The organism is Acidovorax sp. SUPP3434, assembly GCF_030159015.1.
GTDB lineage: Bacteria > Pseudomonadota > Gammaproteobacteria > Burkholderiales > Burkholderiaceae_C > Paracidovorax.
In genome coordinates this window covers 39,425-62,456 of record NZ_BQXL01000024.1, presented here as the reverse complement: position 1 = coordinate 62,456, position 23,032 = coordinate 39,425, and the positions used below count along the sequence as shown (strand labels likewise).

Sequence of the window (23,032 nt, the reverse complement as noted above, 5' to 3'; positions counted from 1 at the left end):
CGCTGCATGGCAATGCCCACCCGGGTCTCCGGCACCACCCCCAGCGCCATCAGGCGGTGGGCCACTCGGTTGGCTCTCGCATTGAGCTCGCCATAGGTCAGGGTCTGATCCTCGCAACGCAACGCAATGGCGCCAGGCTGGTTGATTGCCTGCCGCTCCACAAGACGGTGCAAGGGAGAGTGACCTTGCGTTTGCTTGTGTGTGGTTCGGGCCAACGCGTGCAACTGTGCCGTTTCCGCTGCGGGCAGCAAATCGGCGGACCCCACGCAACAGTCCGGCCGGTCTGCGAACACCGACAGCATATGGACCCACTGGTCCGCAAGCCGGGCGATGCGCGAGGGCTCGAACAACTCGCGCGCATAGCTGAACCTTGCATGCACGCTGCCGTCGGGCCGCTCCGTGGTCTCCAGCATCCACTCGAACTGCGCAGCCTTGTCGGCAGCGTCGCAGAGCTCGGCGTCCAGGCCCGGCAGTTGCTGCAGCGCCCGGTAGTCCTCGCGCAGGTGGTTGAACATGACCTGGAACAGCGGGCTGCTACCCAGGCTGCGCTCGGGCTGCAGGGCTTCCACCAGCCGCTCGAAAGGCAGGTCCTGATGGTCTTGCGCCTCCAGCGCCGCCTGGCGGACCTGGTCCAGCAGTTGCCCGAATGGCATGGACTCGTGCAGCCTGGCGCGCAGCACCTGGGTATTGACGAAGAAGCCGACAAGTCCTTCGGTCTCCACGCGATGCCGGTTGGCGACGGGCACCCCCACGCGGATGTCCTCTCCGCCGGTATGCCGGTGCAGCAATGCCTGGAATCCCGCCAGTAGCACCATGAACAGGCTGGCGCCATGCCGGTCGGCCAGCGAGCGCAGCCGTTTCACCAGGTCGGCCGACAGGGCCAGACCATGGCGCGCTGCCTGGTATCGCCCGTCGCTGCTCCGTTGCTGGTCTGCCGGCAGCTCAAGAACCGGGTGCTCGTCGCCCAACTGCTGCTGCCAGTACAGCAGTTGCCTGTCTGCCTCACCCGCGTCGAGCCAGCTTTTCTGCCACAACGCATGGTCGGCATACTGCACCGCCAGCGGCGCCAGGGCCACGGCCTCGCCCAGAACCACGGCTCGGTAATGCTGCGCGAACTCGTTCACCACGATCTGCAACGACCAGCCATCGGCAACGATGTGGTGCATGACCACCACGAATAGATGCTCCTGGGGCGAAAGCCGAAGCACCACGGCCCGCAACAGCGGTCCCCGGGCCAGGTCGAACGGCTGGCTGCAGATGCGCTGCATTTCCGCTTGCTGCGTGTCTGCCTGGCCAGGCTCGCTTAAGTCCAAACAGCTGAAATCGACTTCGGCATGTTCGCGGATGAGCTGCTGGAGTTGGCCCTGCTCTCCCATCCTGAACACCGTGCGCAGCGATTCATGGCGCTGCACCACACAGGAGAGCGCTGCTCTTGCCGCCTCGACATCGAATTCACCACGCAGCCGCATCACACCCGCCAGGTGGTAGGCCGTGCTGCGGGGATCAAGCTCCCACAGAAACCACTGCCGCGCCTGGGCCGCCGAGGCTGCGCATTCGCCAGAGGCCTTCGCGTCGCGTGGCAGGACGGGAAATTGGCCGATAGACAGCCCCTGCGCCTTGAGTTGCTGGTAGACGAGGCGGCGCTTTTCATCCGAGAGCCCTGCGAATCTTTCCGCGACATACCGCACATGATCGAGGCCCATCAAACGTTCTCCAGACTGTCGACAAACGAGGCCATCTCGCGCAACTTTGCGCGCTGATCGCCTGAGGTGGCAATGCGAGCGGCCATGGCGGACAGCTCAGGGGCTTCGAACACGTCCTTGACGGCAAGGCCGGTCTGCATGGCGCTTTGAACGCGCGCCACCATCTGCGCCGCAAGCAGAGAATGGCCGCCCAGTTCGAAGAAGTTGTCGCCGCGACCCACGCGCTCCACCGACAGCACCTCGCGCCAGATCCGCGCCAGCCCTTGCTCTGTATCGCCAGACGGCTCTTCATGGGCACGCGACGATCCCCCAGCGGGATCGGGCAGCCTGACCCTGTCCACCTTGCCATTGGCATTCAGGGGTAACGCCTGCAGTTCGACAAAGGCCGAAGGCAGCATGTAGTCGGGCAGGGAAAGCCGCAGGCCTTCACGCAGCGCGCCAGTGTCTACCGCAGCGCCAGGCTGCCCAACGACATAGGCCACGAGCCGGCTGGTGCCTGCCAGTTCCTGGGCCACAACGACAGCCTCTCGCACCGGCTCCAGCGCCAGCAGGGCCACCTCCACCTCGCCGACCTCCACGCGAAAGCCTCGAATCTTCACCTGGTGATCGACCCGCCCCAGGTATTCGAGTTGCCCGTACTCATCCCATCGCGCCAGGTCCCCCGTCCGGTACAGACGGCCAGCATGGGGGCCCAGGGGGTCCGCCACAAAGCGCTGCGCCGTGAGCGCAGGTCGGCCCACATAGCCTCTGGCGAGTGCACCGCCCAGGTACAGCTCGCCGACCACGCCCGGCGACACCGGCTGCAGCGCGGTATCCAGCACGCGCAGAATGGCCGTCGAGGCGGGCGATCCGATAGGAGGCAGCGTCCGGCCATCGCCGGCATCCACATCGAAGCTGCTGACCACGTGGGTTTCCGTGGGGCCGTATTGGTTGACCAGCCGGCACCGGGGCATCCGCTGAAGCCAGGCCCTCAGTTCCTCGGTCAGTTTCAGTTGCTCGCCGGCCGTGATGATCTGCCGAAGCGCTGGCAGGTTTCTGTCCAGGCGCAGCGCCGCTTCGGCCAACAGTTGGAGCACGGCATAGGGCAGGTACACGCGCTCCACCGCCCGCTCCTCCATCAAGGCCAACAGCAAGAAAAAATCCCTTCTCTGGGCGGCGTCCGTTTGGACCAGGGTAGCGCCTGAGCACAGGGCCACGACGACCTCCTGGTAGCCCACATCGAAGCAGGGCGAGGCGAACATCAGCGTGCGCGCGGCCCCCGGCATGCGGTCGATCTGCCATGCGGCCAATTGCGAGAGCACGCCTTGCCGCATCGCAATGCCCTTGGGCCGCCCGGTGGAGCCGGATGTGAACAGGATGTACAGCAGGCCATCCGCATTCAGCGCAACGGTCGGATTGCTTCCCGACAGATGCTCCCATGCCACGCGGCGAAGGTCGATGGCGACCAGCCCGCCGAAGACACCCGACAGAGCAGCCCCCGCATCCGCGTGATGGATGAAGGCATCGGCCCGGCTGTCTTCGAGCATGACGGCGATTCTGTCGGCCGGGTACTCCAGGTCCAGCGGCACATAGGCGGCGCCCGCCTTGAGGATGGCCAGCAAAGCCACCACCGAATCGACGCCGCGCTCCAGCGCCACGGCCACGCGACGCTCAGGGCCGATGCCCCTTTCCAGCAACAGATGGGCCAATCGGTTGGCACGAAGGTTCAGCTCGCCGTAGCTGAGGCTTTGCCCCGCGCATTCGATGGCGACCGCCTGCGGCTGCAGCTCTACCTGGTTCTCGATCATCTCCACGAGAGAGGCAGGGCCGGCGCCGTGCTCGCCTGCCCGGCTCCACGCATCGAGCTTGCGGATTTCGGTGGCACCGAGGATGCCGATCTCGGACAGCCGCGCTCCAGGCGTTTCCACCAACGCCGCCAAGATCTGGTCAAAGCTGCCCGCCAGGCGTTCGACCATCGGCGCATCGAACAGCTCCTGCGCATAGCTGAACTGCGCGCTGAGGCGGCCATCCTCCCACTCGACCGTGTCCAGCATGAACTCGAAGATGGTCGATCTTTCGATGTCCAGATAGCCCTCGAACCGCAGCCCGGGAAGCTGCTCCAGCACCTGGTGGCCTTTTCTCTGGTGGTTGAACATCACCTGGAACAGGGGACTGACGCTCAGGCTGCGCTGCGGATGCAGCGCCTCCACCAGCTGTTCGAAGGGAAGGTCCTGGTGCGCCTGGGCCTGCGCCACGGCATCCCGGGCCTGCGCCAGCAATTCGGACAGCGTCAACTGGCCATGCAGCTGTCCCCGCATCACCTGCGTATTGACGAAAAAACCCACGATGCCCTGGCTCTCCGCCCTGTGCCGATTGGCGGTGGGCACGCCCACACGGATGTCCTGCAAGCCCGTGTAGCGGTGAAGCAGCGCCTGAAACCCTGCGAGCAGCACCATGAACAGGCTCATGCCCTGGGCCTGTGCTCTGCGCTGCAGGCCTCGCACCCGGTCTGCGGACAGCGTGATGGCGTGCTGAGCTGCCCGGTAGCGGCCATCGGCTCGGCGTGGCCTGCTGGCGGGCAATTGCATGACAGGGTGCTCGTTGCCCAGCCTATCCCTCCAGTACGCCAACTGCCGCGGCCCTTCGCCGGCTTCCAGCCATCCCTTGTGCCATGCCGCGTAGTCCGCATACTGCAGGCGCAGCGCCGGCAGGGTCAGGCGCTGCCCCGCAAGGCGCGCTCGGTAACGCTGCGCGAACTCTTCGACAATGATCTGCATGGACCAGCCGTCCGAGACGATGTGGTGCATGACCACCACCAGCACATGCATGTGCTGTGCCGCGCGGATCAGCGCCAGCCGCAATAGCGGCCCACGGGACAGATTGAAAGGCGTGGCGATGGTGTCGAGCGCCTGCCGCTGCACGGCAGCATCACGCTGGTCCTCGGGCAGGGCCGAGAAATCAATCAATGGCATCGCGGCCCCAGGCAACTCGGCAGGCGCCTGGACCTGCTGCCACACCTGACCCTGCTCGTCTGCGCTGAACACCGTGCGCAGTGATTCGTGGCGTGCCACCAGTTCATCGAAGCTCATGCGCAGGGCGTCCAGGTCCAGCTCACCGGCCAGCTTCAGAGCGCCTGCGATATGGTAGGCACTGCTGTGAGGGTCCAGTTGCCAGAGGAACCACTGGCGCAGTTGGGCGTGCGACGGCACGAGCGGCTTGTTGCGCAGTTCCGGGGCCAGCACAGGGATCGCTTGGTCCTGGTCCTGCACCGGACAGGCCACCGTGGACTGTCCTGCCACTGGAGGTGCCTGCAGCATCTCGGCCAATTGCTGCAGGCTGACCTGCTCGAACAATTGCTTGGGCACCAGCTTGAGCCCGTGCTTTCGCGCCTTGGCCACCACCTTGAGGGCCAGGATGGAGTCTCCGCCGATCTCGAAGAAGTTGTCCCTGCGGCTGACGGGCTCGCGCCCCAGCACCTCCGACCAGACCGCTGCCAGCGTTTGCTCGGTCGGCCCCACCGGCGCCTCATGGCCGCCGCACTCGGCCGTCTCTGGCTCCGGCAGGGCATGGCGATCGACCTTGCCATTCATGGTCAATGGCAGCCGCGGCAACACCACGATGGCCGCTGGCAGCATGTAGGGCGGCAGGGTGCGCGCCAGGGACTCGCGCAGCGCGGCCACATCGATCACCTGCCGTTCCTGCGCGACGACGTAGGCCAGCAAGCGTTGCTGCCCGTTTTCGGCCTCGCGCACAATGGCTTCGGCACTCGCGACACCGGGCAGCTTTCGCAACGCCTGGGCCACTTCACTGAGCTCGACGCGGTAGCCGTGCAGCTTGATCTGGTCGTCGTTCCGACCCAGGAATTCGATGCTGCCATCCTTGAGTTGCCGCACGCGGTCCCCGGTGCGATACAGGCGCTGGCCCGCGCACCAGGGGTCCGCCACGAAGCGCTCACAGGTCTGGCCAGGCCTGCCTTCGTAGCCACGTGCCAAACCTGCCCCACCCAGGTACAGCTCGCCGGCAAGGCCCTGCGGCACGGGGCTCAGCCATTCGTCCAGCACATGGGCGCAGCTGTTGCGCAGCGGCAGGCCCAACGGCACCGTGCCTGCCTCACGGACGGCTGCATCGGCCTCCTGGGTCAGCACCCCGACCGTGGTTTCCGTCGGGCCATAGTGGTTGAGCACTCTGGTAAGGGGGCTCAGGGCGGCGATCTGTGCGTACAAAGGCCAGCCCGTGGCCTCACCGCCCAGCACCAGGCGATGGCGCGGCAGGACCTGCTCAGGCCGGGCAGCGCTCAGCAGGGCCTGCAAATGGCTGGGCACGATCTTCAGCACATCGACCTGGTGCGTGTGCATGTAGTCCGCAAAGGCGTCTGGATCGAAAGCGCGCTCAGGGGACATGAGGTGCAGCAGACGCCCAGAGCACAGCGCGCCGAAAAGCACCGTATGCCCCAGGTCTGCAGCCACCGTCGACACCATGGCCATGCTGGACGCATCGACCGGCAGGTCCAGCCGGGCCAGCACACCCTGCACATAGTTGGCCAGCGCGCCATGGGTGATCACGACCCCCTTGGGCTGGCCCGTGGAGCCCGAGGTGTAGATGAGGTAAGCGGCCTGGTCCCGGTGAAGGGTGGCGGTCTCCAGCGCATCGGCATCGAGGTCTGCAGGTTCAGAAAGCGCCAGCGGCCATACCGGGATCCCCGGTTGCCATGAAGGAGGCTGCAGGGCCAGCACCAGGCGGGCGCCGCTGTCGTGCAGCTGATAGGCCAGCCGGTCGGCCGGCAGCTCGGGGTCCAGCGGCACATGGACGCAGCCGGCCTTGAGTACGGCCAGCATACCCAGCACCATTTCCGGCGAGCGCGGTGCCAGCACCCCGACGCGGGTTTCCGGACCCAGACCTTGCGTGCGCAGCCGCGCCGCAAGCTGGTTTGCCGCCTTGTCCAAGTGCCCGAACGATGCAGTGCGCGATTCGGCACGCACCGCCAAGCCCTGGCCCTGGCTGGCCACGGCGGCATCCCACAGGGAAAGCACCGTCGTGGCCTGCGGACTTGCGGGCTGCGGCACGGCAACCATCTGCAGGCCCTCGGCCGGGTCAGTCAGCGCAAGGGCCGCCAATGCCCTGTCGGGCGCCATCACCACCTGCTGCGCACAACGGGTCAGGCCTTCCGCAAAGACCGCAATCCGCTGCGCATCAAACAGGCCCGTGTCGTAGATGAAAACGCTTTCGATGCCTTCGGCCCGATCTGTGAAATCCAGGCTCAGATCGAAGTGCGCATGGCCTGCGGTCATGGCCTGCATGCGCACGTGCAACCCGGCGACGCTGCGCTCGCGCTCCATCGCGTCCTGTTGCGTGCACTTGACCTGAAACAACGGATGCACACCCGGCTGGCGCTCCGGCGCAAGCGCCTCGACCAACATGTCAAACGGCAGGTCGGCATGTTGCTGCGCGTCGAGCACAGCATGCCGCACCTGCTCCAGCAGCTCGCCAAAGCCCATCTGTGGCGCGACATCGACCTGCACCACTTGGAGGTTGAGCAGATAACCGATCAGCCCATGGGTCTCGGCCTTGCCCCGGTTGGCGATGGGCGTCCCCACGCGGATGCGGCGCTGGCCGCTCAGGCGGTACAGCAACAGGTCGAGCAAGGCCGTCATCACCATGAACAGCGAGGCACCACGCGCTCGCGCCATGGCACGCACCGCATCGGACAATTCAATGGGCCAGACGAAACGGTGGCGACCCTCGGCCGCATCCGTTACCGCGCCGCGTACATGGCTCAGGGGCAGTTCCAGCGGCTCATGCGCGCTGCCCAGGCGATCGCGCCAGTAACGCAGTTGTCGTTCGCGCTCACCGCCGTCCAGGCGCTGGCGTTCCCAGGCCGCGTAGTCGGTGAACTGTATGGGCAGCGGCGCAAGCGCATGCGGACGGGCGCCGAGCCTGGCGGCGTAGCACTGCAAAAGCTCGTCCACGAGAATGCGCAACGACCACCCATCCGCCGCAATATGGTGCATGGACAGCGCCAGCACATGGTGCTGTTCGCCCAGGCGGTACAGGCAGGCGCGCAATGGTACCTCCCGGTCAAGGGCAAAGGGCGTCTGCGCGAAGTCGGCCAACGCGTCTGCCAACGCGTCTTCGATCCTGGCCTGCTCGCGCAGATCGACCACTGGCAGTTGCAGCGGCACACCCGCCTGCGGCTGCACGGCCTGCAGCGCCTGACCGTCGCCACCGATCGTGATCAGCGTGCGCAGGATGTCATGCCGCGCCACCAGGTCACCCAGCGCTGCGCTCAGCGCCGACGCGTTGAGGGGGCCGTCCATTTCCAGACTGCCTGCCAGGTTGTAGGCCGGGCTCTCGGGCGCAAGCTGCCAGGTCAACCAAAGGCTGCGTTGCGCATGGGAAAGCAGTGCGGGGGTGGCCGGGTCCCGGCGCGGAATGTCCTGACCACCACGTGGCGCTGCGCGACCACCGCCGCGCAGGCGGGCATCGAGTTGGGCGCGCTGCTCGGGGCTGAGCCGGGCGCGCAGGGACTGTATATCTTGCGGTGCTGTCATGGCAATCTTACGAATAGAGCGGCGAGGCGGTTGTCGGACTGGGCTCGGCTTCGGCGTCCAGAAACTGGATTTCCTCGATCAACCGGGTTTCAACGAATTCGGCCAGCCGCCGCACCGTAGGCGTGCGCAGCAAAGCCGCAGGATGGATTTCGACGCCATAGGCCTGGCGCACGCGCGCCAGCAGTTGGATCGCCATGAGGGAGTCGCCGCCGAGCTCGAACAGGTTGTCCTCGGCGCCCACAGGAGCCACGCCAAGGAACCCGCTCCAGAGCGCGGCCAGCCCGGTCTCCAGCTCGCCCTCGGGTGCTACGAAGCCGGCCAAACCACCGGGCCGCGCCTGGACGCATGGCGACTCGGCCGCCACTGCCGAGGCCACAGGCAGTGCCTGAGCCAGCAACGCGGCGAGGTCGGCATGGCGGCGCGCTTCGAGGTCTGTGGTGGATACGCAGACATGGGACCGCACCGGGCTGGCCAGGATGTGCTCGAACAGGCGCACGCCCTGCTGCGGCCCGATGCCTACGCCCTCGGGCATGGACGTCTCCGCAGCCATGCCCACACCGCGCCACCCGTCCCAGCCCACAGAAATCAGCGGCCAGCGGGCCCCGCGGCCATGCGCGACGGCCAGGGCATCCAAACAGGCATTCGCAGCCGCGTAGTCGATGCGGCCAAGGCCACCCGCCACGGCGGCCAGCGAAGAGCACAGCAGCATGAAGTCCAGCGGCTGCCCGTCAAGGGCCGCCAGCAAGGCCCGCGTTCCCTGGAGCTTGGGTGCGAGCACCTGCATCACGGCGGGTGCCAGCTTGTCTGCAAGCATGCCTTCGCCAGCCAGACCGGCCGCGTGAATGACGCCATGGATTTCGCCGAACGCGCACCGCACCTGAGCGAACGCGGCGCGCAATTGGGATTCTTCGCCCACATCGGCTTCCACCAGGCAAAGCTCCGCGCTCAGGCCTTCGATGTCCAGCAATTGCTGCAGCCGGGCGCGCAGCGCGGGTGCCGTCTGCGCATCCTGCACCAGCGCCTGCCACTGGCTACGCGCAGGCAGCGGCGAGCGGCCCAGCAACACCAGCCTGGCCTGCCAGTGCTCCGCCAGGTGCCGGGCCAACGCAAGCCCCATGCCGCCCAGGCCACCAGTGATCACATAGCAGCCGCCACGGCGCAGGCGTGGCGCGGGCGTGGAGGAGGTCTGCATCGCGATTCGCTCGTAGCGCTTGGCCCAGCGGTGTGGGCCGCGCAAGGCCACGCAGGCCTGTGCGGGCTCGTTGAACTCCGCGAGAATGCGATGCGCCAGCGCAGTGGCTTCATCAGCCGCACACTCCTGCGCAGGCAACACATCCACGATGCGGCAGGCCATGCCCGGCAGTTCCTGCGGAATCACGAGGCAGGGGCCATGAAGCAGGGCTTTGGCAGGCTGCAAGGCCTCGGTGCCTGTCACGTCCTCCAACCCGTCCGTGACCAGCAGCATCTGCAGCCCATCGGCTGCATGCGCCGCAGGAAGGGAGTCCAACGCCTGGGCCAGGGCCAGTGGGGCCAGCAGGCAGCGCTCGGCAGCCTGTGCGTCATCGAACGCGCCCAGGCTCCAAAGGTGGCAGATGCGTGCCACGGGGCCGACCTCGGCCGCAATCTGCTCCAGTGCGCTCATCCAGTCGCCACGCTCGGCCATGCGCAGCCCATGGTGCCCAGCGCCCAGACGCTCGTGGCGCAGGCCGGGCTCGATGCGCACCAGCGGGGCGGACTGGGTGACGGACCAGACTTGCGCCAAAGACTCAGCCAGCGCCGATCCGGACTCGGCCAGCAGCAGCAAGCAGCCGCCAGCCTGTGCGACCGCGGCTTGGGAGTTAGGCAAGGCGCGTTGCCAGACCGGGGCATACAGCCAGTCGAGGGGATCGCGTCGGGTCTCCGTCATGGAAGACATCGGGGACGCCGTTGTCTCCTGGCCTCGTCCTGCGGCGGCAACCCAGTGCGATTCACGCTCGAACGGATAGCCAGGCAAAGGCACGCGACGCGCACCCTGCGCGCTGCGCAGGAGTGGCGCCTGGGCCGCTTCCAGGCCCGCTGTCCAGAGCTGGGCCAGGCAGCGCGCTGGCTGGTCGGACTGGAGTTCCTCGCGATTGACTCCGGCCTGCGAGGCCAGCACGGGACGTGCGCCGGCCTGGGGATGGCGCCGGGCCAGGCTGGTGAGACTTTGGCCGGGGCCGACTTCCAGCAGGATGCGGTCGCTTTTTTCCAGCAGCGTGTCCAGCCCCTGGGCGAAGCGCACCGTGCCACGCAGGTGTCGCAACCAATAGCGCGGGTCCTGGGCCTCTTCATCACCGATCCAGCGGCCGCTGAGATTGGAGACGAAGGGAATGGCGGGCCGGCTGAACGCAACCCGGGCCAGCTTCTGAGCGAAGGCGTCAAGCGCGGGATCGAGCAGCGAAGAATGGAAGGCGTGTGACACCTGCAACCTGCGCAGCAGCACGCCTGTGCCTGCCAGTGCCTGCTCGGCTGCCGCAATGGCTTCGGGCCGACCCGAGAGCACGCACAGATCGGCCGCATTGACGGCGGCGAGATCGCAGCCTCGACCCAGCCAGTCCTGCAAGGCAGACTCGGGCAGGCCGACCGCCAGCATGGCGCCAGGCGGCGTGGACTGCAGGATGCGGCCGCGCGCAACGACCAGATCCAGCGCATCGCCGAGCGTGAAAACCCCCGCAATGCAGGCCGCCACGTATTCGCCAATGCTGTGACCCAGCATGGCCTCGGGCTGCAGGCCCCAGGACATCCACAACCGCGCCATGGCGTATTCGACGATGAACAGCGCGGGCTGCGTGGCTTCGGTCCGGGCCAGCGCCCGCGCTGCCTGCTCGTCGGACGCATGCGCCAGCAGCCAGGGCCGCAGGTCCATGCCGGTCTGTCCCCTCACCGTGTCACAGCACCGGTCCACGATGTCGCGGAACACGGGCTCCTGCGCGTGCAGGCAGCGCGCCATGCCCGCATGCTGTGCACCCTGGCCCGGGAACAGAAAAGCCACGCCGGGCTGCGGCGAAAGCACGCTGCCCTTGAAATGCACCGGGGCCGGCGGACGGCCCAGTGCCTCGATGGCCTGAGGCACGTCCGGAGCCAGCACGGCCAGTCGATGCGCATGGCGCTTGCGGCCCACACGCAGCGTGTGCGCCACATCGGCCAGGGCCAACCCCGGGTGCTGCTCCAGATGCCGGGCCAGTTGGCTGACCGAAGCCTGCAACGCCTGGGGTGTCCGGGCCGATAGCAGCAGCAATTGAGGGGCCTGTTCGATTGCCCTAGGTGGAGAGGCTTGCAGCGTTGCGGGGGCCTCCTCCAGCACCACATGCGCATTGGTACCGCCCATGCCGAAGGAGCTCACGCCTGCACGCCGGGGCAACGGGCCGGCAGGCCAATCCTGCGCCTCGGTCTGGACGCGGAAAGGGCTGGTGGCGAAGTCCACGCGCGGATTGGGTGTGGCGAAGTTCAGACTGGGTGGCAGCGTGCGGTGGCGCAGCGCCATCACGGCCTTGATCAGGCCGGTCACGCCGGCCGCTGCGTCCAGATGACCGACATTGGTCTTGACCGACCCCAGGGCACAGTGGCCAGGCGCGCGCCCTGTCTCGCCAAAGGCTTGGGTCAGGGCTGCGACCTCGATGGGATCGCCCAGCGTCGTGCCCGTGCCATGGGCCTCGATGTAGCCCACGGAAGCCGCATCGACCCCAGCCATGGCCTGGGCCGCGCGTATGGCCTCGGCCTGACCATCCACGCTGGGCGCGTTGTAGCCGATCTTGCGTGCGCCGTCGTTGTTCACGGCACTGCCACGGATCACGGCATGGACGGTATCTCCGTCGCGCAGCGCGTCGTCCAGCCGCTTGAGCACGACCACGCCCGCACCGCTGCCCAGCATGGTGCCATCGGCGCGCGCGTCGAAGGCACGGCAATGGCCATCCGAGGAAAGGATGGCGCCCGCCTGGTGCAGGTAGCCCGCGCCTTGCAGCAAGTTGATCCAGACACCGCCGGCCAGGGCCATGTCGCACTCGAAGCCCAGCAGCGACTGGCAGGCCATGTGCACGGCCACCAGCGAGGTGGAGCAGGCCGTCTGCACCGTCACTGCCGGGCCGCGCAGGTTGAGCTTGTAGGCCACGCGCGTGCACAGCGCATCGGTCGCATTGCCGTTGAGCAAGGCGATCAGTTCGGCAATGCCGCCGCTCCACTGTGCACGCCCCAGCAGATGTCGCATGAGGTAGAGATTGGCGCCCGCACCCGCGAACACGCCGGCCGCCACATCCAGCCGCTCGGCGTCGTAGCCCGCGTTCTCCAGGGCCTGCCAGGCGCTCTCGAGGAAGACGCGCTGCTGGGGATCGATCTGACCCGCCTCGCGCGGCGTGTAGCCAAAGAAGCCGGCATCGAACCAGTCCATGCCCTCGAAAACCACACCGGCCTTCACGCAGGCCGGGTCGTCCAGCAAGGCCTGGTCCGCGCCATGGGCCCGCAACGCTTCATCGCTGAAAACGGTCACGGATTCGCGGCCTTCGCGGATATTGCGCCAGAGCGCGTCCACACCGTCCGCACCCGGAAACCGCCCGCCCATGCCGATGATGGCGACTTCCACGCCACTGTAGCCCGCATCCTGAGCACGCATCAATTCACCTCCTCGGTCAGTCCGCGGCGGCCCAGCAACGCCGCGCGACGGCGCTGGGCGCGTTCGTCGGCCTGCAGGTCCTGCGCAGCGCCAGACACAGATCCGACACCGGCGCCACGTTGCGCTTCGATGCGACGCGCCAGCGTGGCCACGGTTGGGTACTGGAACATGTCGATCACCGAGAGACCGCTACCCAACGCATCCTCGATCAGCCGGTGCGCGCGGATCAGCAGCAGCGAATGCCCGCCCAGGTCGAAGAAGCTTTCGTTGGCGCCTACGCGTTCGAGTTGCAACAGCTCGCGCCAGATGGCTGCAATGGTTTTGGCCACGCCACCTTCGGGCGCCTCGAACGGCCGCGTGCCGTCGCCATGTGCAAACGTGGGCACCGGCAGCGCCTTGCGGTCCACCTTGCCGTTGCTGTTGAGCGGCAACGTGTCCAGACGCACGAAGAGGGCCGGCACCATGTAGTCGGGCAGGCTGCGTACCAGCTGCGCCTTGAGCGTGCCCGGGTCCTGCAGCGCAGCGCCCTCGCCGGTCAGATAAGCCACAAGCCGACTGCCACCTTCGGTCGGCGCCGCAACCACCACCGCCTCGCGCAGACCTTCGACGGCCAGCAGGGCGGCCTCGATCTCGCCCAGCTCGACACGGAAGCCGCGGATCTTGACCTGGTGGTCCAGGCGGCCCAGGTACTCGATCTCGCCCTGCTCGTTCCAGCGCACCAGGTCCCCCGTGCGGTAGGCACGCTCGCCGGCCTCGGCCGAGGGGCTGGCCACGAAGCGCTCAGCCGTGAGCGCGGGCCGGCCCCAGTAGCCCCGTGCCAGCGCCAGACCGCCCAGCAGCAACTCGCCGGCCACGCCACGCGGCACGGCGTGGAAGCTGGCGTCGACAACGTGCACCTGCACATGGTCCAGCGGCCGCCCGATGGGCACTGCCTGAGGGCCGGGATTGCTGCAATCGTGGTAGGTGACTTCGATGGCGGCTTCAGTGGGCCCGTAGAGGTTGAGCAGGCGGGCGCCGGGCAGCATGGTCAGCGCACGGTCACGCAGCTCGGCCGGCAGCGCCTCTCCGCTGCAGACGATGTGCCGCAGCCCCGAGCAGGCCTGGGCATGGCCGCTGGACAGAAAGGCCTGCAGCATGGAAGGCACGAAGTGAATGCAGCTGACGGCGTGGCATTCGACCAGGGCCGCAATGCGCGCAGGATCGCGGTGCTCCCCAGGCCCTGCCAGCGCCAGGCGGGCGCCCGTGGACAGCGGCCAGAAGAACTCCCAGAACGAGATGTCGAAGCTGAACGGCGTCTTCTGCAGTACGGTGTCCTGTGCACCCAGCGGGTGGTGTCGCTGGCCCCAGGCCAGGCGGTTGCACAGCGCACGGTGGCGGTTCCCCGCGCCCTTGGGCCGCCCCGTGGAGCCCGAGGTATAGATGACATAGACCAGGTTCTCGCCCTGCATGGCGACCGCAGGGTCATGGGCTGGCTGAGTGGACAGGTCGAGAGCATCCACGGCCAGGCACAGCGGCTGCAGTTCACGCGGCAGCCGCACCATCAGGCCCGACTGGATCAACAGCACGCCAATGCCGCTGTCCTCGGCCATGTAGCGCAGGCGCTCGGGCGGGTGCTCGGGGTCCATGGGCACATAAGCACCACCGGCCTTCATGATCGCCAGCAGGCCGACGACCATCTCCAGCGAGCGCTCCATTGCGATGCCGACCTGGACTTCGGGGCGCACGCCGAGCGCAATCAGGTGGTGGGCCAATCGGTTGGCGCGCGCATTGAGTTCGCCATAGCTCCAGGCGCCGTCCCCGAAGACCAGGGCCGTTGCCTGTGGGTCGCGGCGCACCTGCTGCTCGAACTGAGCGTGTACCAGCTCGGGCACAGCATGGCCGCCCTGTCCCGTCTGCCAGGAAACAAGCTGGGCACGTTCTGCATCCGATAGCAAATCCACCTCGCCCACGGCAACCTCCGGGTCAGAGGCCAAGGCCTCCAGCATGCGCACATAGTGCTGGCCCAGGCGCTCCATGGTGGCGGGAAGAAATAGCTCGGCCGCATAGTCCATGCAAATTCGCACGGCACCGCCCGCGCGCTCGCGGACTTCCAGAGAGAGCTCGAACTGCGCGGCGCCTCCAGGCACTGCGACCGCCTCAGTCGCGCAGCCCGTCATGCGCTCGAAGCCGCGCAGATCCTCATGCACATGGTTGAACAGCAGCTGGAACAGCGGCGGGTGCGACAGACTGCGCTGAGGCTGCAGGTCTTCCACCAGTTGATCGAAAGGCAGGTCCTGGTGGGCCTGGGCCTCCAGCGTGGCGCGCCGGGCTGCGGCGAGCACCTGGGCCAGCGGGTTACGGCCGTCGATCTCGGCTTGCAGCACCAAGGTGTTGACGAAAAAGCCGATCAAGCCCTGTGTGCCCGCATGCTGGCGGCCCGCCACGGGCACGCCCAACCGCAGCACTGGCTGGCCCGTGTAGCGGTGCAGCACAGCCTGGAACCCTGCAAGCAGCACCATGAACAGGCTGGCGCCAGACTCGGCGGCGCGCATGCGCAGCGCATCCACCAGCGGTGCACGCAGCGCAAAGCCATGCTGGGCGGCCGAGTAGCTGGCCACTGCGGCGCGCGGCCGGTCGCTGGGCAGGGCCAGCACAGGATGATCGCTGCCCAGTTGCCGGCGCCAGTAGGTCAGTTGCCGCTCTCGCACCCCGCCATCCAGCCAGGCCGTATGCCAGGTCGCGTAGTCGGCGTACTGCAATGCAGGGGCCGCAGGCTCGGCGGCGGCGGCAGGATCTCCCAGATGGAGATACTGCTGCGCGAGTTCGTCCAGCAGGTTCTGCATGGACACGCCGTCGGACACGATGTGGTGCATGACTAGCACGAGGCGGTGGTCATGCGGCCCAAGCCGCATCAGCAGCGCGCGCAACAGCGGGCCAAGGCCCAGGTCGAAGGGCCTGGCACGCAGGCGGAGCGCCTCGTCGCCAGCGCGCTGTGGATCGGAGCCCAGGTCCAGCAGGTTGAATTCCAGGCCGCCCGCGTCAAGCACATGCTGCTCGGCAGAGCCATTGGCCGCAGGCCGGAACACGGTGCGCAACGCGTCATGGCGCGCCACCAGGCGCTCCAGGGCCGCGTGCAGCCGTTGCGCATGCAGCAGGCCGCCCAACCGCAGTTCCACCGCCACGTGGTAAGCCGTGCCCGCAGGATCCAGATGCCAGAGAAACCACTGCCGCTGCTGGGCATGGGAGAGGGGCTGCGCCTCGCCGCGGTCGCGCGCCACGGGGCCTGGGCGTGGGCCTGACGTGGTGGTGCGATTGGCGTGGGCAGTCGCCTGATGCAGCTCACGCAATGCAGCCGCGCATTCGGAGAAGCGGGGCCGGTCAAAGAGCAGTCCGGGCGCGAAGTCCACACCCCAATGCGCCGATACGCATGCGGCCAGTTGCGCGGCCGAAAGGGAGTTGCCGCCCAGCAGGAAGAAATGGGGATCACCCTCAGGCAGTTCGGCGCAGCGCAGGGTCTCGCACCAGATCGCTGCCAGAGCAGTCTCGGTTTCGTCGCGCGGCGCGATGGAGGCCGTTCCGGACGCGTCCGCATCGCCATTCGCATTGGTCGCGGAATCCACTGCCTCCACGAAGGCCCCGCGCTCCCAGACCGCATAGGCGTCCAAGCTGCGCTGCGCCCAGCCCTTCTTGCAGGCCTGGCGTTGGAGCTTGCCGCTTGATGTTCTGGGCAGGGCGCCGGGTTCGAGCAGGACCACGACGGCCGGCGCCTCGCCAAAGACCGTGGCCACGGCTACGGCCAGTGCATCGACCAGGGCCTGACGTGGCACCAGTTTTTGCAAGCCGCGTGAAATCTCGGCCGCCACACCTATGCCCTCACCCGCAGGTCCATCCACCGAAAAGGCCGCCACGCGTCCCTTGCGCACGGCTTCCACCTCGGCCTCGACCACGCGCTCTATGTCCTGCGGATAGAGGTTGTGGCCGCGCACGATGATCAGGTCCTTGATGCGACCTGCCACATGGACCTGGCCGCCGTGCACAAAGCCCAGGTCGCCCGTGCGCAGCCAGCGCTGGCCGGCATGTTCGACAAAGGCCTGTTGCGTCTCCTGCGGCTTGCCCCAGTAGCCCTGGCTGATGCTGGGGCCGCGCGCCCAGATTTCACCCACGCGGCCGGATTCCAGAACCTTCAGGCTGTAGGGGTCGACAATTTCCACAGCATGGCCGGGAACGGCAGGGCCGCAGCCCACGAGCAAGGTCTGGGAAGCCTCGGCACCCTCAGCAGCGTTGCTGGCAGGCTCCGCCTTGCCCAGGCCCAGGGCGTCGGTGTCGAAGGCCGTGACGGCAACGCCCGCGCCCCATGCGCCGCCCGTGATGAACAGGGTGGCTTCGGCCAAGCCGTAGCAGGCATAGGCCGCGTCGGGCCGCAGGCCGCAGGGGGCAAAGCGCTGCGCAAAGGCCGAGACCGTGTCTGCGCGCACGGGCTCGGCGCCCGTATAGGCCAGTCGCCAGCTCGACAGGTCCAGTTGCGCCAGCTGCGATGGCTTGATGCGCTCCAGGCACATCCGGTAGGCGAAGTCGGGGCCGCCGCTGATGGTGGCGCGGTGGCGCGAGATCAGCTCCAGCCAGCGCACCGGGCTTTCAAGAAAGAGGCGCGGCGAAGTCAGCACCAGCGGCAGCCCGCTGTACAGAGGCTGCAGCAGGCCGCCGATCAAGCCCATGTCGTGGTAGAGCGGCGCCCATGAGACAAAGCGATCACCCGCGCCTATTTCCATGCGCTGCTGTATGGCAGCCTCGTTGGCGATCAGGTTGCCGTGGCTGACCATCACGCCCTTGGGCGCCGAGGTCGAGCCCGAGGTGTATTGCAGGAAGGCGATGTCGGCGCCGGTGGGTGCATGGGGGACCCATGCGGGTGAATCAGCGGGGTCTATGCGATCGGCGGCCATGGCGGCGATGCCGGCAAAGCGCGCATCGGCCCCGGGCAGGGCTTCAATGACTTCGGCCGTGCTGATCACGCAGGCGGCGCCAGCGTCGCCGACGATGCCCAAAAGCCGTTCCAGATGCTGTGCGCGCAGCGATTCCAGCGGCGGTACTGGCACGGCAATGACGCCTGCGTAGAAGCAGGCGAGCATGCTGGCGGCATAGTGCTCGTCGTTGTCCATCATCACCAAGGCACGCGCGCCCGCAGGACAACGGTGCTGCAAATGGGCGGCCAGCGCTCGCACGCGGCGCTCGAAGTCGCCATAGCTGTGGTGGCGCTCGACCAAGTGGCCGTCCTGCATGGCGGCCACGGTGAGCCAGATGTCATCGGGCCGCTGTTGCGCCAGCCCCCTCAGATGCTCGACCAGGCTGGCCGGCGCCTGCCCCTCTGCTGCGATTGCACTTTGTCCACTCAGCATGTCAGCTGCCTCCCGGGTTCTCAGAAACGATCCAGATTGCTGCGCGGCTCGGCCATGGCGACGATGACCTTGCGCGGTCCCTTGAAGGGCGAGCGCGCATGGGCCACGAGCATGTTGTCCAGCATCAGTACGTCGCCCTGCTCCCAGGGGAAGCTGACGGTCTCGGCGTCGAGCGCGGCGCGCACCTCGGCAAAGATGTCGTCGCTGATCGTCGATCCGTCGGCAAAGAAGGTGTTGCGCGGCAGGTTCTCGATGCCGTAGATTTCTTCCAGCACCTCGCGCTCTTCGGGCTCGCGCGCCGAGATGTGGAACAGGTGCGCCTGGTTGAACCACACCATCTCGCCCGTCACGGGATGGCTTTCCATGGCCTGGCAAAGCTGGCGCGTTCGCAGGCCGTCGTCTTCCTTCCACTCCCAGTCCATGCGCGCATGGCGGCAGAAAGCCTCGACCTCGGCGCGACTTTCGGTGTTGAAGACCTTCTGCCAGGGCACGTCCATTTCGCCGAAATTGCGCACGTAGAGAATGCCGGGCTCGAACAGCTCTCGGATATGCGCCGGAATGCGCCGGTAGACCGCGCGGCTGTCGGCAATCGGCGTCTCTCCGCCCTCGGGCGACGCGGTGACGCAGTGAAACCAGATCTTCATGGGCCACTCGCGCGTATAGGCCTGCTCGTTGTGCAGGGGGATGCTCTGGTGGGCCGGGTACTCGGTGGAGGTGTAGACGCCCGCGCCGCTGGATGCCTCGACCGCACTGCGTGGCGTGGAGGCAAATTCGTATTTCAGCAACGGATGGCCGAAGGCGGAAGCAAAGCGCTGGAAGGTCTCCACATCGGGCACGGAAAAACCGCGCAACAGCACGCCGCCCGTGGTCAGCAGCGCCTCGTCGATGTCGCGGCGCAGCGACTGCAGCGCGGCAAGCAGGTCCTGGCCTCGGTGGGCCGGCGTCATGAGCAGAGGAAGAAGAGATCCGGCGGGTGCCTTGCGCTCGAAGCGCTGAAGGGTTTCGTTCATGTCGATTCCTTGGTACGCCACGCAAGAGCTGCCGCGTAGCCCGGCGGCGCTGGCAGCGCCATTGCTTGAAAACCATTCCACTCGGGGACTTCGCTGGCAATCGCTAGCCGCCCATCCGCTTGGGGACTGATGTCGATGGAGCACAGGTGCTCGGCCACACCGATGCCGATGGCCTTGAGCACGGCCTCCTTGCCCACCCAGCGCTGGTAAAAAGCCGAGAGCACGTCAGGGGCGCTGCGCACGCTGTCGCGCTCCTGAGCCGTGCACACGACGTCCAGCATCACATCCGCATCGAGATCGCTGCGCTGCTGCTCAATGTCCACACCCAGGTGCATGACGCCGCAGGGATCAGCCAGAGCAATCAATGCGTGGTCTCCCGAATGCGAGACGTTGAACACCGGTGCGCACTGCGGCGCCTCATCCACGAAAGGCTTGCCATGGGGCCCCATGGACAGCGGTACTTCGGAAGGACAACAGCCCAACCGCTGCCCCAACAGGCAACGCACAGCGTTGCGGGTTTGCGCGAAGCGCACCCGGTCGGCCCGCCGCACGTAGCGCCGGGCGCGGCTGCGCTCCTCGGGTGTCAGGTGCTGCAGTGCCTGTTGCGCGTCGGCCTGCAGATCGAGATCCAGGCGAAAGATCTCGATGCCCGCCGGCAGCGCATCAGGCATGGGCGCGAGATGCATGGCTTTCTCCTGCCACCGACCATGCCAAGCGTTGCTGCAGTGCGGACAGCACCCTGGCTTCATGCTGCTTGATGAAGAAATGGCCGCCATCAAACCAGTCGAGCGAGAAGCCCGTTGCCGTCTCGGCGGACCAGGCGTCCATGCGCTCGGCCGCGATGTCATCCTCACGCCCCGCAAAAACATGCAGCGGCATGGGTAGCGGTGGCTCGGCCGCATAGGCAAAGCTTTCGCAGACACGGTAATCGGCCCCGAGCACGTCCAGCGTGATGCGCATGAGCTCCGGACTGGCGAAGACGTCTTCGGGTGTGCCGCCCTGCTTGCGCAGATCGGCGATCAATGCCTCATCGTCTCCCTTGCGAGCAAAGCGCTCCGGATCGCGGCGTGAGGGCGCGGAACTGCCAGAAGCGACCACGGCCAGTGGCAGTTCGCGCCCCGTGGCACGCAGATGGCGCGCCATGCCGAAGGCCAAGAGCGCGCCCATGCTGTGCCCGAACAGGACGAAGCGTCCTTGCATGGCACTGCGCTGCTCGCGGCAAACCAACGCCACCATCTGTGCGAAGTCCTCGACGGCCGGCTCGCCCAAACGGCCTCCGCGCCCAGGCAACTCCACGGGAACCAGATGCATCCACTGCGGCAGTTGCCGGCGCCAGCGCAAATACATCGTGGCACTGGCGCCGGCGCAGGGCAGGCAGAGCAGGTTCAGGGGGGCAGCCATGCCGGTCAACCGGCAGCAGAATCAGACGTCTCCAGCCGGAGGGAGCCGGCATCCGAACGAGCACGCTCCTGCTCTTGCATCCATACCCGCAAGGACTTGGGACGCATGTCAGTCCAGGTCCGGTCTACATACTCAAGCACCGTCTTTTTGTCGCCCTTGACACCCTCCACGGCGGTCCAGCCGCCCGGGACGGCTTTCCAATGGGGCCAGATGGAATATTGCTCTTCATGGTTGACCAGCACGATGAAGGTTTCGTCTTCGCGGTCGAAGCAGCTTGTAGACATGAGATCGTCCTTATGCAGTTAAACAGTGATGGAGTCGGCAAGGCCAACGCTTGTCTAACGAGACGATCGGAGATTGCTTTTGTTCATGCCGAGTCAGGCGTCCAAGGCTGACCGGCCTTGTCGCGCTGGAAAATGACCACGCTGCCGGTCGGGCTGTAGCGGGCGCAATTGCGCGTCCCGTCCTCGTCGACCACACCGGGGTGAGGGCTTCTGCGGGGCCTCCCCAGTGACCTGCCTGTTTCTCGATGGGGAACAGGCATTGACAACCGCGACTCGCGTGACCTCATCTGCCCGGCCATCGATGCTGCGAACGACGGGTTCGGCGTGCAGGCGGTGAGGAACGCATCAGGCTCCCCCGAGCCACCTATCCAAAGAGTTCTCACACCCGCTCATGCACGATGCGGGCGTGTTCAGGCATGGCACTCAAACGGCAAGCGACTCCCGCAAACGATCCCCCGCGTAGGCCTGCGCCAGCCGCGCCTTCTCCAGCACCGCAGCCGCACCGAAGAACTCGTGCGCGACGCCTTCGTATTCCCGGCGCTCCACCGGCGTGCCGGCCTTTTGCAGGGCGTCTTCCAGCTTCGCTCCGTCGCTGCGCAGCGGGTCCAGGCGGGCGTTGATGATGGTCACGGGCGGCAGCCCACGCAGATCGGCGTCGACGAGGGACAGGCGGGGGTCGGCCAGGTCGTCCTCTGTGCGCACCAGGTGGTCGACGAACCACTTCACCATCGCGCGGTTCAACGGCTTGGCGATGGCGTTTTCGAGGTACGACTCGGTGTTGAGGCTGGTCTGCGCCACGGGGTACACGCTCAGCACGTGCCGGGGCAGCGGCAGGCCGGCGTCCCTGGCCGCAATGGCGGTGGCCACGGCCAGGTTACCGCCGGCGCTCTCTCCGGCCAGCGCCAGGCGGCGGGCGTCGCCCCCGATGCGGGAGGCAAACTGGGTGAGCCAGCGGTAGCTGGCCAGGGCGTCGTCCCAGGCGGCGGGGAACTTGTGCTCCGGTGCCTGGCGGTAGTCCACCGACACGACGATGGAGTGTGCCTGCTTGGCCAGGCCCCGGGCACCGCCGTCATAGACCTCCTTGTCGGCGATGACCCAGCCGCCACCATGAAAGAACAGCACCACGGGCAGCTCGGTGCCCTGGCCGGTGGCGTCTTCCGGTGTGTACACGGTGGCCGGCAGGGGGCCGTTGTCGGTGTCGATGGACAGGGGCGTGGCGCGCACGCCGGGCACCAGCGCGGTGGGGTCAGTGGCGCGGCCCTGCTGGGTCAGCAGGTGTTTCACGGCATCCGCCACGGTGGGCTGGCTGCGAGCTTCCTGCACGCTGAGTTTCTCGATGGCCTTGGGGTGAAGGGCTTCGTGGGCCTTGGCCAGTTCGAGCTGGTCATCGTCGGCACGGATCGCGGCGATGGTGTTGGACAGTGCGTTGACGATGGGGTTGGGCTCGCCGTGCTTTTCGTCGCTCATGGGACATTCCTTCGAAACGGTGAATGGATGAGCGGTCACTCTATGGAGGGCTTGGGCCGAGCCGCGTCAGACGCCACGCCGGTGTACCGTGCGGCGCAGAGGAGGCGCGTTTGACGGCAAATTTGACGGCAAGGACAGATCCACGCGCCGTGCGCCCGGTCACGGGGCGCAGGCAGGCCACGCCAGGGCGCGAAGGGATGCGCGAAAAAGAAAGGATCGATGGCATTGGCCCGTGCCTGACCTGCCGGCCTCAGCGGAACCCGCCCCGTGTCGGGTCGTGTGGTAACCGCGTGGCGCGCGGGCCTCCTTCCACCCGGTCGGGGTCCACGCGTTGGCGTTGTTGCTCGGCCAGGGCCGTGCGCGCGAGATGCAGGCGCTCGGCCGCCTGGTGCAGTGATTGCCGCAGCGCCACCGCGGCCGATCGAAGCCGGCGCGCACGCTGGATGGGGTCTTCGTCGTCTTGCGTGGACATGCCGATGCCCTGGCAAACGGTGTTCCCGCGGGTGGCGGGGCGCGGCCGGCAAAAAGTCCGCGGGGCCTGCGCGGGCTTCGCTTGCACGCCGATCGGTTCGGCCCGCTCCAGGCAGCGCGCCCAGCCAGGCGGCACCATCCCCTTCAGCCACGACACGAAGCCGGCCGTCCGG

The 23,032-nt window shown here is 67.3% G+C and carries 10 protein-coding genes; all 10 read right to left on the bottom strand.

The window, feature by feature from the left end; translation table 11 throughout:
- Window positions 1–1,703: condensation domain-containing protein (locus AVKW3434_RS22855; RefSeq protein ID WP_284407652.1), on the bottom strand; the 1,703-nt coding region annotated here is incomplete at its 3' end.
- Window positions 1,703–8,230, bottom strand: a complete 6,528-nt coding sequence (locus AVKW3434_RS22850; RefSeq protein ID WP_284407651.1) for a non-ribosomal peptide synthetase — start codon at window positions 8,228–8,230, stop codon at window positions 1,703–1,705. The genes AVKW3434_RS22850 and AVKW3434_RS22855, both read right to left, overlap by 1 nt.
- Window positions 8,231–8,237: 7 nt before the next feature.
- Window positions 8,238–12,854 carry a type I polyketide synthase gene (locus AVKW3434_RS22845; RefSeq protein WP_284407650.1) on the bottom strand — a complete coding sequence of 1,539 codons (4,617 nt, stop codon included), beginning with the start codon at window positions 12,852–12,854 and terminating at the stop codon, window positions 8,238–8,240.
- Window positions 12,854–18,226 (bottom strand): non-ribosomal peptide synthetase, encoded by a 5,373-nt coding sequence (locus AVKW3434_RS22840; RefSeq protein WP_284407649.1) that lies wholly within the window; start codon window positions 18,224–18,226, stop codon window positions 12,854–12,856. Before AVKW3434_RS22840 ends, AVKW3434_RS22845 begins: the two co-directional genes overlap by 1 nt.
- Before the next feature lie 20 nt (window positions 18,227–18,246).
- Entirely contained in the window at window positions 18,247–19,236 is a 990-nt protein-coding gene (locus AVKW3434_RS22835) for a TauD/TfdA family dioxygenase (protein ID WP_284407648.1), read from the bottom strand.
- Window positions 19,233–19,922 carry a 4'-phosphopantetheinyl transferase family protein gene (locus AVKW3434_RS22830; protein ID WP_284407647.1) on the bottom strand — a complete coding sequence of 230 codons (690 nt, stop codon included), beginning with the start codon at window positions 19,920–19,922 and terminating at the stop codon, window positions 19,233–19,235. The genes AVKW3434_RS22835 and AVKW3434_RS22830 overlap by 4 nt, the downstream gene beginning before the upstream one ends.
- Window positions 19,900–20,637, bottom strand: a complete 738-nt coding sequence (locus AVKW3434_RS22825; protein WP_284407646.1) for a thioesterase II family protein — start codon at window positions 20,635–20,637, stop codon at window positions 19,900–19,902. The genes AVKW3434_RS22830 and AVKW3434_RS22825 overlap by 23 nt, the downstream gene beginning before the upstream one ends.
- Window positions 20,638–20,642: 5 nt before the next feature.
- A complete protein-coding gene (locus AVKW3434_RS22820; protein WP_272564786.1) occupies window positions 20,643–20,921 on the bottom strand; it encodes an MbtH family protein in 279 nt (92 codons plus the stop codon).
- Window positions 20,922–21,344: 423 nt separating this feature from the next.
- Window positions 21,345–22,388: an alpha/beta hydrolase gene (locus AVKW3434_RS22815; protein ID WP_284407645.1), complete on the bottom strand. Its 1,044-nt coding sequence runs from the start codon at window positions 22,386–22,388 to the stop codon at window positions 21,345–21,347.
- Window positions 22,389–22,638: 250 nt separating this feature from the next.
- On the bottom strand, window positions 22,639–22,860 hold the full coding sequence (locus AVKW3434_RS22810) for a hypothetical protein (protein WP_284407644.1): 222 nt from the start codon (window positions 22,858–22,860) through the stop codon (window positions 22,639–22,641).
- Window positions 22,861–23,032 lie beyond the last annotated feature (172 nt).

What these genes read in the sequence shown, in the direction of transcription:
- AVKW3434_RS22850 (WP_284407651.1), bottom strand. Translation starts at nt 8,230, where the DNA reads ATGACAGCACCGCAAGATATACAGTCCCTGCGCGCCCGGCTCAGCCCC.
- AVKW3434_RS22845 (WP_284407650.1), bottom strand. Translation starts at nt 12,854, where the DNA reads ATGCGTGCTCAGGATGCGGGCTACAGTGGCGTGGAAGTCGCCATCATC.
- AVKW3434_RS22840 (WP_284407649.1), bottom strand. Translation starts at nt 18,226, where the DNA reads ATGCTGAGTGGACAAAGTGCAATCGCAGCAGAGGGGCAGGCGCCGGCC.
- AVKW3434_RS22835 (WP_284407648.1), bottom strand. Translation starts at nt 19,236, where the DNA reads ATGAACGAAACCCTTCAGCGCTTCGAGCGCAAGGCACCCGCCGGATCT.
- AVKW3434_RS22830 (WP_284407647.1), bottom strand. Translation starts at nt 19,922, where the DNA reads ATGCATCTCGCGCCCATGCCTGATGCGCTGCCGGCGGGCATCGAGATC.
- AVKW3434_RS22825 (WP_284407646.1), bottom strand. Translation starts at nt 20,637, where the DNA reads ATGGCTGCCCCCCTGAACCTGCTCTGCCTGCCCTGCGCCGGCGCCAGT.
- AVKW3434_RS22820 (WP_272564786.1), bottom strand. Translation starts at nt 20,921, where the DNA reads ATGTCTACAAGCTGCTTCGACCGCGAAGACGAAACCTTCATCGTGCTG.
- AVKW3434_RS22815 (WP_284407645.1), bottom strand. Translation starts at nt 22,388, where the DNA reads ATGAGCGACGAAAAGCACGGCGAGCCCAACCCCATCGTCAACGCACTG.
- AVKW3434_RS22810 (WP_284407644.1), bottom strand. Translation starts at nt 22,860, where the DNA reads ATGTCCACGCAAGACGACGAAGACCCCATCCAGCGTGCGCGCCGGCTT.